This is a genomic window from Bacillus sp. AY2-1, assembly GCF_008368965.1.
Lineage (GTDB): Bacteria > Bacillota > Bacilli > Bacillales > Bacillaceae_G > Bacillus_A > Bacillus_A thuringiensis_S.
Genome location: NZ_QPEL01000128.1, coordinates 1 through 12,995, shown reverse-complemented (window position 1 = coordinate 12,995; position 12,995 = coordinate 1). Strand labels below are relative to the sequence as shown.

The following is a 12,995-nucleotide window of genomic DNA, read 5'->3' as shown; positions in this document are numbered from 1 at the left end:
CTAAAAAAGAAGATATGTCAAGTTCAGTGGAAATAAACTCTAAGGATATTGGAACGGTTAAAAGTTTTAGACAAGGATTTACCACGGCAATCTTAAACCCAAAAACGGCTGTATTTTTCCTTAGTTTTCTACCCCAATTTATTGTGAGTAATCAAAGTCATTTCTTCCAATTTCTTTTGTTGGGATTCACATTTACGACTTTGACAGCAATATGGTATTTACTTTATATCTCTCTAATACGTCAATTAAGAACTTTTTTAAGAAAAGAAAAGGTGAACCGTACAATAGAGGGTATTACTGGCACAGTATTATTAGTATTTGGAGTCAGGCTATTTTTCCAAAAATAAATATGTAATAGAGAGAGTTTAAAACTTTCGGTTTTTCCAATAAATGAATCAATATAAAAAGTATGGCTTTCAAACAGTAAAAAATGAACAAACGGGTGTGTTTGTGGAATAAGCTTCAATAAAATAACCAAACTTTTTATAAAGAAGTGAATCGATTATATTAAAATTGATATAAAGGCGTTATCCTTTCCTATGATTTCTCAGAAAGAATAACGCCTTTTTCTTTTTAGAGGGTATTTTGTCTAGTTAGCTTGATAGCGATGTGGTTCTATCCCTTATAAAGTGAAACTTTAATCAGTGGGGGTTTTGTTCATCCCCCACTGATTATTAGTTGAACCAATCGGGCTTTTACGGACAGTTGATCCCCCACCTAACTTCTTTGCTTCCGCTGAATTTTGAGGTGGGGGTCTTACTGCCCGTTAATGCGGGATAAATGTTACAAAAACATTTATAATAGCTCTAACTTGCACAATGCTTCCCGTTAATATAATACGCTGATTCTGTGAAAACCGTAAATACAACCTCTACTTCTGGAAGTCCAAAATCCATTACATATGTAGTAATGGCCTTGGCAAATCGATCACGAATTTCCTGTCCACGCTCGAACCATTTCACTTCAATAAGAGGAAACGCTTCTATTTCTTCTCCATTGAATACAAACGTAGAACTTGGTAGTTCCAACGTAAAATTATCCGTACCACACTCACAAATCTCTGCGAGCTCTTCTACTAATGGCTTGCTTATGTGTTTTAATTGTTCAGTAGTAATTCCACGAAACACAACATGCGGCATGTGAATCCCTCCTTTAGATAGTTTTATATTTGCTCACATCATAGCACAATTCTCCCACCTTTTAACAAAAATAGATGCTAAACAAGTTTCAACTCTTATTTTTAGGCCTGTTATACAGGCTGAAGCGATTCTAAGTATCTGCCATATTAAAGTTGATATGCTCCCATTCTAGTGGTGAGATATGTTTTAATCGTTCTTCGTTAACCCCATGCGTACTTCTTAACTATTTCATTTAATTTTTAATAAAGAAAACAGCCTCACTAAGCTTTTAGAACTTAATGAGGCCACTTTATTCACACTTTTAATTATGGAACGTCGGTTTATAGAACGAACGATTATCAAGTGCGAAGACACGCTCTGTGTATTCGCCTGGTTTTGTGCGTCCTAATGCGCGGTCCATCATGTTCATTTTTGCATCTAAGTTGTCGATGTAGTGCAGAATTTCTGCTTCTTTTACTAATGGTGGTTTTGGGCTACCCCATTCTGCTTTTCCGTGGTGAGAAAGGACGATGTGTTGAAGAATTAATACTTCTTCTGCATCGATGTTCAGCTCATCTGCTGCTTTACCAATTTCGTTCACCATGATAGAAATGTGGCCTAGTAAATTTCCTTCTAACGTATACGTTGTAGAAATTGGACCAGATAGTTCAATTACTTTACCAAGGTCATGTAAAATAACGCCTGCATATAGTAAGTCTTTATCTAATGATGGGTATAGATTTGAAATAGCTTTCGCTAAATCTAGCATTGATACAACGTGATAAGCTAGTCCAGATACGAACTCATGATGATTCTTTGTCGCTGCTGGATATTCTAAAAATTCATTTTGATGCTTATTTAATAAATGTCTTGTTAGACGCTGAATGTTCGGGTTTCTCATTTCAAATATGTATTGCGTAATTTTCTCAACCATATCTTCTTTTTTCACTGGTGCTTTTTCTACGAAATCCGAGATATCTGTTACTTCATTTTCATTCGCAACACGGATTTGTTTCACACGTAATTGAATACGTCCTTTGTAGTTTAAAATATCACCAGCTACTTTAACGATTGTTTCTGCTACATATTGTTTCTCAACTTCTGGTGATACGTCCCATAGCTTCGCTTCAATATCTCCACTTGGATCTTGTAAGATTACTGTTAAAAATGGCTTTCCATTACTTGCTAGACCTTTTGTCGCTGTTTTAATTAACAAGAAAACATCGACTTGTTCACCAACTTCATATTCTGCAATTTTCTTTTTCATTCGAATTCCTCCACCAAATCAGTTACTTTTAGTATAGCATATCACAACTCATTTTCTTTACGCTTATGTGTTAATTTTACAATCTGTTTTTCTGTAAAATACGCGAGTAAATGCGCATGACATGTAAAGAAGATTACTTGTCTATCTTTTGCAATTTCCTTTATTAGTTCAATCGTTCGATCCGTCCTTACCGCATCAAAGTGCACGAAACTATCATCAATAATAAATGGATAATCATGTTCAAATGTTTTCGCAAGTGCAAATCTCAGCGATAAATATAACTGCTCCGCTGTCGCTTGGCTTAGTTCATGACTGTAAAAACGCATACCGTCGTTACGCTCAACAATGAACGGTTCCGCCTCTGACGGTGAAAAGATTTTACTATATCGTCCGCCTGTTAAATAGACGAAATACTCTTCTGATTTTTGTAAAATACGAGGCAGATGCACTTCATGATAATATTGCTTCGTTTTCGTTAATACTGTCTTTGCGGCCGCATAAGCAGCCCACTTCTTCACTTGTTCACGCACTTGCGCTTTTTTCATTTCCCACTCATGCATTAAATCGCCGTACGTACTACCTTCTTCTAAATTCGCAATTTCCATACGATGTTTCGCAATGCGCTCTGTCAGTTCTTTCTCTTGCGCCAGACAGTTTTGCACGACTGTAATTTCTCTCTTTAATTTCTCTTCATAACCGTCAGCTTCGTAATGTTCAGCTAATGATAAGCTCGTTAAACGCTGTTCCAACAAATCAATTTGCGGTAATAAACGCCCCACTTGTTTCTCTGCATCTTCACGTTTTTCCGCTAGTTTACCTGCTTCTAAAAACATCTCTTCATCTGCAGCCTCTGCAATATGCCATAAACTGTCTCGTTCTACTAGTAATTGCTTTAATTGTTCTTGCATAAACTCATATTCTTCTTGCCATTCCGCCAGTTTTTCTTTTAACTGCTTACAAGTTTGGCGCTTCTCTTTCTCATTTTGCATACGACTTTGTGCCCCGTGTAGCTTACTATACTCCGCACTACCGATAACAGTTTCTAGTTTCTGTTCAAAATGCGCAATTATTTCATATAATGAAGATTTTCGCGTGCCTTGCTTATCTAATGCACGATATAATTGCTGCATTTTTTCAATACGCTCAAACGCTGGCAATATGTGTGCATACGTATAAAATTCTGGGAACATATAGCGCGTTTTATATGCATCTACTTGTTCTCCCGCTTGGAACGTTTCTCTCTCCCATTCCTCATACGATGAAACGACTTTATCATAAGCTCGCTCCATTTGCTGTAATTTATAAGACTCACGCTCAAATAGCTTCCGAATCTCTTCATCTTTTTCTAACTGATAGCGCACAGACAGCGCTTCTTCACTTTGTCTCCCGCCAGCACTTTGCTGAAGAGTAAGAAGCTCTTCTTGTAATCCACTTGACGGATCTTTATATAAAACAAGGGCAAGAACAATCCCTACAAAAACAATAACACTAATAAATAAGAGCGGGCGGTTATCAATAAATAAACTCGTGAATAAAACAAGCGTGTTAATAAGAAGTAACAGAAGACAAACTCTTTGCCACTTCTTTTTCTTTTGCATAGCCGCTCCTGCTTTTTCCTCATACTTACGCTTCATTCTCTCTGCACCCATACCGATAAACACCGCGTCTTGGAACGATTTCTCTTTCTCAACTAACGTATCTCGCTCTTCATCAACTAACATTTGTTTCTGAATCTGTCTTATATTTTCTTCTTGTTCTTCTAATTGCTCTTGCGCTACTTTAAAACGATTATCAAGCTGTGCTTTTTGCGTTTCTAATTCACGCGCTTTTTGTACGGTTTGCGTAATTAATTCTTTCGTTGCCAAACTCATGTCAAACGCAAGAACCGCTTCCTTTTCAAAAGTAGCACCAATTTGTTGTTCTAGTTCTGCAATTTCTTCTTTTATATTCGCAATACTTCCTGTCATATCACGCATTTCTTGGCGTGCATTTTCGTAAGACAAATGCTGCATACGAAGTTCTTCTACATAACTTTCTTTTTGTAAAAACTCTTCATCTATTTGAATCGAGGCAATTTCCGATTGCACCGTCTCTATTTTTTTATGGAGCGAGTCAACTTGTAATTGGAGCGGCTCCATCTTCGCCTTAATCGCTTCATAGCGCGCCATTCCGTTTACAGGAAACTGCCCGCTCTCATTTTCTAACACTTTCTCATGCGCACGCTTTTCAATAACGAGTGGCTCAAGCGCTGCTAATATTTCATAATCTTGCTTTCGTTTTTCTGCACTCTCTTTCTCCATACGAACAGAAGCAAGTTTCTCTTCACTTTCTTTTAATTGCTCGACTTGTTTTTCATACGTGCCAATTTTCCCTTGCCACTCTTTCATCTTCTCTTCAAGTTTCTTCATCTCTTGCAGTGACACGTTAATTTCCGGTTTACGCCCACTCGGTTTAAAGCGTTGATCCATTTCTTTTTCTAGCTTTTTATCTAACTGTAATAGCGCATCGCTTCCGACTGCACTTGCCGAAAATAAATAATTGCCAATATCCGCTTCGCCGAGCTGATGAATATTTTGAAGACCATGCATATCAAATGAAAAGATCGATTCAAATAAACTTTCATTCATCCCGCTTAATATATCGTTTAAAATTTCCTCGCCGCCCGTTTTCCCGTCTTCAAAATAAACGGTCACCTCGCCAGATGCCGTCTTTGGCAATCGTTCAATTTTCAAACGACCGTACTTCTCTGTTTGTACAGTCATCGCTCCGCCATACTTCCCACCTTCTTTCGGCTCATAACGGCGCTGTCCTCTCGTCGGAAAACCGAACAAAATACTTTTCATAAACGAGCGAATTGTCGATTTCCCCGCTTCATTTTCACCGTATAACACCGTCAGTAAGGAAAGATCCATTTCCACATTTTCTAATTTTCCGTACCCATAAATATGGAGTTTTTCAATTCTCATTTTTTATCCCTCTCTTGCTGGAATAATTGCTCTAAAATAATATTTTCCGCTTCCTTTTGAATCTCTTTCTTCTCTTCTTCTGTAAAAGATTCAATACTATTACGTGCTACAGGAGATGTCCAAATGGTGCGCAATACGCCGTCCATATTTGTGAAAGCTTCTAGCTCCTTTAGCACACTACCGACGAAATGATTTTCTGCTTTCAAACGCTCGATTTCCGCAAAAGAAACCGTCTCATTTTTCCACTTCATTGCATATACGAAATCTTTTCGCTCTTCCCCAGATGCTAAAATGTGAAAAATCTCTTCCACACGCTTTTCGTCACGCAAATAAGGAGAAAGTGGGCCCTGCCCTATGAATACGACAGTTAAAAGCGTCCCTTCCTCTTCTCTTCGGCAATCATTCATCGCAGTTGACATGCTCGTCATAAGTTCATCAACAGTTTCAAGTCCATCAATACAAACCTCGATCTCATCCCATACAACATCTGCCGTATGGAAAAATGAACAGTGCGTTCCTTGTTTCGTAAGTTCAATAAGGTACGCACCCTTCTCGCCTGTTTCCTTACGATGACGACCTTGTATGTTACCTGGATAAATAATATACGGCTCTTCTGATAAAATTTCACGTTTATGTATATGGCCAAGAGCCCAATAATCAAACTGCTTTTCTTTCAATTCACGAATTTGAAACGGTGCATAGCGATTATGCTCTGCATCTCCTTCCACACTTCCGTGAAGCATGCCAATATGAAAAGGCGCATCACTCATTTTCGTATACTGCGCTGTCATATTATCCGTTACCGCTTGCTGCAAATAACTAAACCCATAAATAGAAGCTAATAGCTCACCATTTTTATAAAATGATTTCTCTTCTACGTAAGGCTCCGTAAACACATGAACATTTTCCGGAAACTCAATCGCTGCCCAGCTTCCTCCTAAATGATCATGGTTACCGTGAATAATAAAAACAGGGATATCGTACTGCGAAAGTCTCTTCATTTGCTCACGCACAAACACTTGCGCCCTCAAACTTCTCGTCTCCGCATCATACAAATCCCCAGCTAGTAATACGAAATCAACGCGCTCTTGAATCGCTTTATCAACAATACGCTCAAATGATTCAAACGTACTTTGCTTCATTCTCTCCCAAACAGACTGCGCAACATTCATCTCCATTCCTTTAAACGGACTATCCAAATGCAAATCAGCCGCATGTATAAACTTTACTTGTTTCACAAATAACGATCCTTTCTATCTTTCAAAAGTTTCATTTTATTAAAATTAACATCGCTGAAAACTAATCATCATCGAGAATGAAAATATTCTCGATGATTAAAGTTTCATTCTATTTTACCACGCAATGTCATATATTTCTTTGCATATTGTAGCGTTTTATGTCAAAATAATTATAAGATTCTGATTTTAATTATTGGAGGGAATTTTCATGGGAGTATACGTTCTAACAGTCTTTGAAAAAGATGGTTCAAAAGCATTAGACGAATCATTCGAGGCGGCAACTGAAAAAGAAGCAAAAGCAAAAGGTGAATCTATTTTACAAGAAAAAGGATTGTATGAAAAAACACATCGCTGTACATCTACTGCAGGTAAGCTCGTTTTATTCCAGCGCTAAAAAAAAGAAGCGTCATCCGCTTCTTTTTCACTCTACTATATCTTCGTCACACCACGTAAACACCACATCTAGAATGCGATTACCAATACGTACGCGTTTATTCCATTTACCTGTTTGGATCTGATGTTGCAATTCAGCTTTCATCTTTTCCGTCCAGTCGTGAATCGTTTCACTACCGTCGTACGGATATACGCCTGGAAACTCTTCCTGCAGTAGATGCAAGCTCTCTGCATCAAAATGAAAATGGAAGAAGTAGTTTGCTGTAAGCGATGGTTCTTGCAATCGTAAAAAATGATCATCAATTTGCTTTCTATTTCTATAGAAAGTAAAGATATTCACTTTACCGCTAGTAATTTGGTCAATTTGAATTTCGTGCTTCTCTATAATCACGTCTTGTCCACCTCGTTGTATACTATCTTTAGTATATATGTCTTTTGCAACAAAGTTAACCATTTTCGCGCGAAATTCATTTCCTTCATTATATTACCTGTACCTCCATATGCAATCAGAACAAATAAAAACAAAGTTGAAGGGGAGCGATCACATGTATTTCGGAAGCAAAGGTTGGTATGTAAAAGAACTTAAAAAATTAGGTATCCGTACTTATGAAGGTAAAAAACTAGAATCGTATCGTACGCATGTGTTATCTAGTTTACTTGAGAGAATGAAGAAGGCTTCGGCTTAATAGAAAAACACCTCCCGAATTTGCATACTAAGTATGCAAATTCAATGGAGGTGTTTTTATCAGTTTTCATAAAAGATTTTTTGCTTCCGCTGGAACGGATACGTTTTAATCTCAGCTGTATCTAAATTTTCATTGAATAAATGAATGGCTATAATTTGTCTACAATCGTAAGTATGGTAATAATATGTTCCAGACTCCATACACATTGCACTTGTATAGATAGTATTATCTAATATACCGTCTTCTGTTATTACTGCCCCCTTAGGAACCTCACAATTTGATAAGATATGAAAAATAGCCGATATCCCCTCTTCTTCGTTCTCTATACCTTGAATGTTTTGTTTGCCATATGCTGCCCGCACGAATCTTGATGGCGGGGTGAAATCTCCAGGAAGTCCCATCGATCCGGAACCTTGGCCAAAAGCACTTAATGGTACGTCTCCCCACTCGGTTGGTGCAAATGGCTGCGATTTAAGTCCAATATATTGTCTTAAATTTTGTAAATGCCAATTAAACTCCGGGCTATTAGTCATCACTCCTATTGGATTGTCATACATTTTTATTCCATCAGTTGTCGGCTCAAGTACAATACACTCTCCCCATTTATCTGCTAAAATCCAATGTAGTGGCGGAGTAATCCCTAAAACTGGTAATGGTACATCTATAAGGGAAATGTTATCAACAGATTTTTTTAACTCTTCAACAGAATTAAACTGCGTCAAGCTCCAAGCCACAAAATCAAATGGTGCTAAATTCGTTTTATGGTCATCTATGCTGTTACTATAAGTAGCGAATCCCGGGAAATAGAGAGTGGCACATGTCATACCAGCTTCATTTACTCCGTCCGCCATAATGACCCTTCCTTCATGATTAATTCCCATTCCGACAACAGCCTTTTTCGCTCGGATCGTTTCACCAGTTATATTTTTCCACTGATAACGCCGAGGAATGATTATTACTTCCTGATTCATATCTAATGTGAAATCCATTGTTCTCGCAAAAAGATGCTGGAAATTTTTTGTTTGTAACGTCAAACTAGTACACATGAAAAAATCCCCCCATTTTATAGTTATATACACATTTTATAAAATTCTGATAAATACGCAAATTAAAAAACCTATTTATCACTAACAAAATAACCACCTAAACCAAAAATGCTATAATAAACCCAATCAAACTAAGGGGGCAAATTACTTTGCTTGGAACATGCATTCAATTTCATAAGTTTGGCAATCCAAAAGACGTATTACAAGTTGAATATAAAAATATAGAACCACTGAAAGATAATGAAGTTTTCGTTCGTATGCTAGTTAGACCGATTAATCCATCTGACTTAATTCCAATAACGGGAGCGTACGCTCATAGAATTCCTTTACCTAACATACCTGGTTATGAAGGTGTTGGTATTGTAGAAGATGTAGGTGCGGGCGTTACGAGAGACCTTATCGGTAAACGTGTTTTACCGTTACGCGGAGAAGGTACTTGGCAGGAGTATGTGAAGACGTCAGCTGATTTTGTAGTCCCTATCCCTGATTCCATCGATGATTTTACAGCGGCGCAAATGTATATTAACCCTCTTACGGCGTGGGTTACTTGTACAGAAACGTTAAACTTACAACGTAATGACGTTTTATTTGTGAATGCTTGTGGATCTGCTATTGGACATCTATTTGCGCAGTTATCACAAATTTTAAACTTCCAATTCATTGCCGTTACAAGAAATAATAAGCATACAGAAGAATTACTACGCCTTGGTGCTGCATATGTAATTGATACTTCCACTGCTTCGCTTTATGAAACAGTTATGGAATTAACAAACGGCAGAGGTGCAGATGCTGCGATTGATTCTATCGGGGGGCCGGCTGGAAATGAATTAGCTTTCTCCTTACGTCCAAACGGGCATTTTTTAACGATCGGTCTTCTATCAGGAATACAAGTGAACTGGGCCGAGATTGTCACGAAAGCAAAAGTACACGCAAACATATTTCATTTACGACATTGGAATAATGAAGTGTCACCATATAAATGGCAAGAAACGTTTCGTCACTTAATTCGTTTAGTAGAAAATAAGCAATTACGTTTTATGAAAGTACATTCTACATATGACTTAGCGGATGTGAAAACAGCAGTTGATGTTGTGCAGTCCGCTGAGAAAACGAAAGGGTAACTAACTGTTACGATTTATTTAACCAATTATAACGAAAGTTAATTAAATATATCAGTAAGCCCTGCTAGTCAAGTGATTGGCTAGTAGTGAGGGTTAACTGCGGGCAATCCCTAAAGCTGATTGAACTACAACGTGGCTAGAAATAGTGAGCGTGAATGTCGCGAAAGCAGAAAAAATCAATCAGATCGTGCAAGGTTAAATCCTAAACACTAGAACAATGGGTCTTCCGCCTCGAATCATCTAAGTCAAAAGCGATAAGATGAACGTTCAACGACTATCTCGTATAACTGACGAGAGTACATCACAAGCCTATGGTGGTGGAAAAATCCTCTATCTCTAAAGAGATAAACATATAGTCTGCGCTCATGTGAAAATATGAGAAGTTCATAAGAGAACTGGCTAAGGAATTGCGCCCTTAGTTGAACGAGATAAATTTAATCAAATCTATCAAACCTCATCGAATCTATCGAACGCATGTGCTATCGTGGGTTCAATGAGGTAAGAATAATAATGAAATTTTCACGAGTTAGTCAAGTATCAGAATTAACAGGTTTGCATCCGAGTAGTCTTACGAGAATGCTGGTGGAACACGCTACGATTCAGAAGAACAAATCTTTCATTAAAGGAGTTACATTCTGATGATATTGGCGAAGAAAGTCAGACTAATTCCAACGCTTGAACAAGAAAAAGTGCTTAGAAACCATGCTGGAGCTGCAAGATTCGCTTATAACTATTGTAAAAGAATGAGTGATAGATACTATAAGCTATTTGGAAAATCTGTTTCACAGTTAGCTTTACAGAAACGATTTACAAAGATCAAGAAGCAAAAGAGATATGAGTGGTTAAAAGACATTAATGCACAAGTGCCCAAACAGGCTTCAAAAGATTTTGATACGGCGAGAAAACATTCGTTCAAAAAGTACAAAAATGGTTATCACACTTCTTATAAATCCAAAAAAGATGTAATCCAAGGATTTTATGCCAATTATGAAAGACTGGTTATAGGAAAGAAAGTAGTTCATATTCAGTCTATTGGAGAAGTGAAAACAAGCCAACAACTACCAAGGAATAAAAAACCATCCAATCCAAGAGTTACATTTGATGGTCGTCACTGGTGGATTAGTGTGGGGTTCCAAGAAGACTTTGAATCACAAGAACTAACCAATGAGTCGATTGGTGTGGATGTTGGTTTAAAAGAGCTGTTTGTAGCTTCTAATGGTACGAAAGAACGAAATATAAACAAAGATGCCAAGGTTAAAAAACTTTTGAGAAGGAAAAAGTCAGCGCAAAGAGATATGTCTAGGAGATTTAAAAAAGGTGTGAAAATTCAATCTGCTGGATATGAAAAAGCGAAAGCTGAGCACCTGCGGTTATCTAGGAAAATTATGAATATCCGAAATAACCATATCCATCAAGCAACAGCTAGATTGGTGAAAACCAAACCAATGAGGATTGTTGTGGAAGACTTATCTATCTCAAACCTGTTAAAAAACAAAAAACTATCGAAAGCATTTTCATTTCAAAAATTAAACTTCTTCTTTCAATGTTTGTCATACAAGTGCGAGAAGTACGGCATTGCGTATGTAAAAGCTGATAAATGGTTCGCTTCAAGCAAGATTTGCTCATGTTGCGGCGTTAAATACGACCATTCAGTTCAACCAGAAGGACAGTGGAGTTTAAAGATTCGTGAATGGCGTTGTGCTTCATGCAATAGCTATCACGATAGGGATGTAAATGCTGCGATAAATTTATCAAGATGGGTAAAATAAATGCTTGATAATAGGAGGTGACGATACTGCCTCGTGTGGAGTGTTATACCCCTCGTCCCTTTGGGGCTGCGAGAACACGATGAAGCACTAACTCGTGTAAATTTGATTGAATTGTATAGATTTAGTTAAGTTTATCGTATCGGAAAGTGTTTTTGACGAGTTATTAAATGCAAAAGAAGAAGTCTTTTGCATTTACCTTTTAAATAGACTAGATAGTACGTTTAGCAGTCTATAATTGTAATTTTTTGGTACAATTATATTGAAAGGTGAAAGGAGCTTCTAACATGTGGCTAATTTCGGCAATTTGGCCTGTTATACTAGTCGGCGGAATTGTAGTATTTGTAATAAAAAGAATGGAACGGAAATATAAAGAAGGAAAATTAGGTAAGAAAAAATCTCAAAAAGCTCAACTGTTATTAGATAGTTTCATACCTATAGGAATGCTTTTTGGCTGTATAATCGGTTTGGTTTTCGGCATGTTTTTCCCAGATTTCTCACTGCTTTCCATTAGTTTAGGATCCGGAATAGGCTATTTATTTGGTTTTTTTGCCTATGAAATTTATAGCAAGACAGGAAACAATTTTTGTTAATCCAAAAGGAATAAGCGGGACAGTACATAGTAATCATATAAAATATGTAACTGTCCTTTATTTTTGCATCAATGTTATCAATTTTTCTTCCACATCCTATACGCCTTTTTTATTGATTTTTCTCCCCTCTTTCTTTCGCATATTCGCTTTTTTGTTTTTCTCGGCTCTATACCCAAAGTAAAGTATCGCACATGTAGTAATAGAACCTACAATGTATCCTAAAAAGCCTCCTAACCAAAACATAATATAAATTGCCCCCAATCCATTATAAATTTTATGTAACAGACATCTGTAAAACGTTCTCGGTACCTCCGTTTTTTATTACAGATTGGAAAATCCCCTTAACCATTCCATCTATGAACACTCTGTCTTCTCTATTTTGATTATTATCTATAAAGTTATTTATACCACTAATTCTTCCATTATCTCAAATAACAATTTTATTATAAAATTCGCACTTACGTTACATATATGTAGTATTACTGTTTCTTTTTCATTTAGCCCTTAAAACTGTTCTATAATTTGAACGAGTTCGCTCTTTTGTACGAAATACCATTTATGCTACTGGCACTTCTATTTTTCTAAGAAATACAATCCCATTCTTTTTACTTTTACAACTTAAAAACAAAAAACCCCCTCAAAGCATGAACTTCAAGGGGTGAGCCTGTTTTTTATTTACTTATATACGTACAGCTGTACCACTGACAGCTACCATTAACATTCCATCACGAACAACCTCGTAATCTACGTCAATACCAACGATAGCGTTCGCACCTTTTTGTTTTGCAAGTTCTTTCATTT

At 37.0% G+C, this 12,995-nt stretch carries 15 protein-coding genes; 7 read left to right on the top strand and 8 right to left on the bottom strand.

The annotated features are described in order from the left end of the window. A partial coding sequence (locus DN403_RS24330) for a LysE family translocator (protein ID WP_149185833.1) occupies positions 1 to 347 on the top strand: 347 nt, incomplete at its 5' end. A gap of 459 nt (positions 348 to 806) precedes the next feature. Here DN403_RS24330 and DN403_RS24325 read toward each other — a convergent pair. The 4 genes from DN403_RS24325 to DN403_RS24310 form a co-directional block, all read right to left on the bottom strand. Beyond that, positions 807 to 1,139, bottom strand: coding sequence for a DUF1904 family protein (locus tag DN403_RS24325; protein WP_001120954.1), 333 nt, complete (start codon positions 1,137 to 1,139; stop codon positions 807 to 809). Between the two features lie 301 nt (positions 1,140 to 1,440). After that, on the bottom strand, positions 1,441 to 2,385 hold the full coding sequence (gene yhaM, locus DN403_RS24320; protein WP_000726650.1) for a 3'-5' exoribonuclease YhaM: 945 nt from the start codon (positions 2,383 to 2,385) through the stop codon (positions 1,441 to 1,443). 41 nt (positions 2,386 to 2,426) lie between these two features. After that, a complete protein-coding gene (locus DN403_RS24315) occupies positions 2,427 to 5,351 on the bottom strand; it encodes an ATP-binding protein (protein WP_149185832.1) in 2,925 nt (974 codons plus the stop codon). Next, positions 5,348 to 6,589 carry a metallophosphoesterase family protein gene (locus DN403_RS24310; protein WP_000815700.1) on the bottom strand — a complete coding sequence of 414 codons (1,242 nt, stop codon included), beginning with the start codon at positions 6,587 to 6,589 and terminating at the stop codon, positions 5,348 to 5,350. Before DN403_RS24310 ends, DN403_RS24315 begins: the two co-directional genes overlap by 4 nt. 208 nt (positions 6,590 to 6,797) lie before the next feature. On the opposite strand from DN403_RS24310, the gene DN403_RS24305 reads away from it, so the two are divergent. Next, on the top strand, positions 6,798 to 6,983 hold the full coding sequence (locus DN403_RS24305; protein WP_000539552.1) for a YhzD family protein: 186 nt from the start codon (positions 6,798 to 6,800) through the stop codon (positions 6,981 to 6,983). Positions 6,984 to 7,010: 27 nt separating this feature from the next. Here DN403_RS24305 and DN403_RS24300 read toward each other — a convergent pair whose 3' ends face one another. Next, a complete protein-coding gene (locus DN403_RS24300) occupies positions 7,011 to 7,373 on the bottom strand; it encodes a hypothetical protein (protein WP_000582776.1) in 363 nt (120 codons plus the stop codon). Between the two features lie 154 nt (positions 7,374 to 7,527). Between DN403_RS24300 and DN403_RS24295 the strand changes: the two genes are divergently transcribed. Next, complete coding sequence (locus DN403_RS24295) at positions 7,528 to 7,668, top strand: YflJ family protein (protein WP_000273536.1); 141 nt, start codon at positions 7,528 to 7,530, stop codon at positions 7,666 to 7,668. Positions 7,669 to 7,727: 59 nt separating this feature from the next. Here DN403_RS24295 and DN403_RS24290 read toward each other — a convergent pair whose 3' ends face one another. Further along, positions 7,728 to 8,714, bottom strand: a complete 987-nt coding sequence (locus tag DN403_RS24290; RefSeq protein WP_000337587.1) for a choloylglycine hydrolase family protein — start codon at positions 8,712 to 8,714, stop codon at positions 7,728 to 7,730. A gap of 149 nt (positions 8,715 to 8,863) precedes the next feature. Here DN403_RS24290 and DN403_RS24285 point away from each other — a divergent pair, with 149 nt between their 5' ends. From DN403_RS24285 to DN403_RS24275, 4 genes are all read left to right on the top strand, one after another. Next, positions 8,864 to 9,835 (top strand): zinc-dependent alcohol dehydrogenase family protein, encoded by a 972-nt coding sequence (locus DN403_RS24285; RefSeq protein ID WP_149185831.1) that lies wholly within the window; start codon positions 8,864 to 8,866, stop codon positions 9,833 to 9,835. 510 nt (positions 9,836 to 10,345) lie between these two features. Next, positions 10,346 to 10,474, top strand: coding sequence for a hypothetical protein (locus DN403_RS31915; protein ID WP_000672787.1), 129 nt, complete (start codon positions 10,346 to 10,348; stop codon positions 10,472 to 10,474). Continuing rightward, positions 10,474 to 11,604 carry an RNA-guided endonuclease InsQ/TnpB family protein gene (locus DN403_RS24280; protein ID WP_149185830.1) on the top strand — a complete coding sequence of 377 codons (1,131 nt, stop codon included), beginning with the start codon at positions 10,474 to 10,476 and terminating at the stop codon, positions 11,602 to 11,604. The genes DN403_RS31915 and DN403_RS24280 overlap by 1 nt, the downstream gene beginning before the upstream one ends. Positions 11,605 to 11,888: 284 nt before the next feature. Then, positions 11,889 to 12,194, top strand: coding sequence for a hypothetical protein (locus DN403_RS24275; protein WP_000266263.1), 306 nt, complete (start codon positions 11,889 to 11,891; stop codon positions 12,192 to 12,194). A gap of 96 nt (positions 12,195 to 12,290) precedes the next feature. Here DN403_RS24275 and DN403_RS31330 read toward each other — a convergent pair whose 3' ends face one another. Further along, positions 12,291 to 12,437 carry a hypothetical protein gene (locus DN403_RS31330; RefSeq protein WP_000498641.1) on the bottom strand — a complete coding sequence of 49 codons (147 nt, stop codon included), beginning with the start codon at positions 12,435 to 12,437 and terminating at the stop codon, positions 12,291 to 12,293. Between the two features lie 436 nt (positions 12,438 to 12,873). Further along, positions 12,874 to 12,995, bottom strand: a 122-nt coding sequence (locus DN403_RS24270; protein ID WP_048519234.1) for a heavy metal-binding domain-containing protein, incomplete at its 5' end; no start/stop codon positions are given.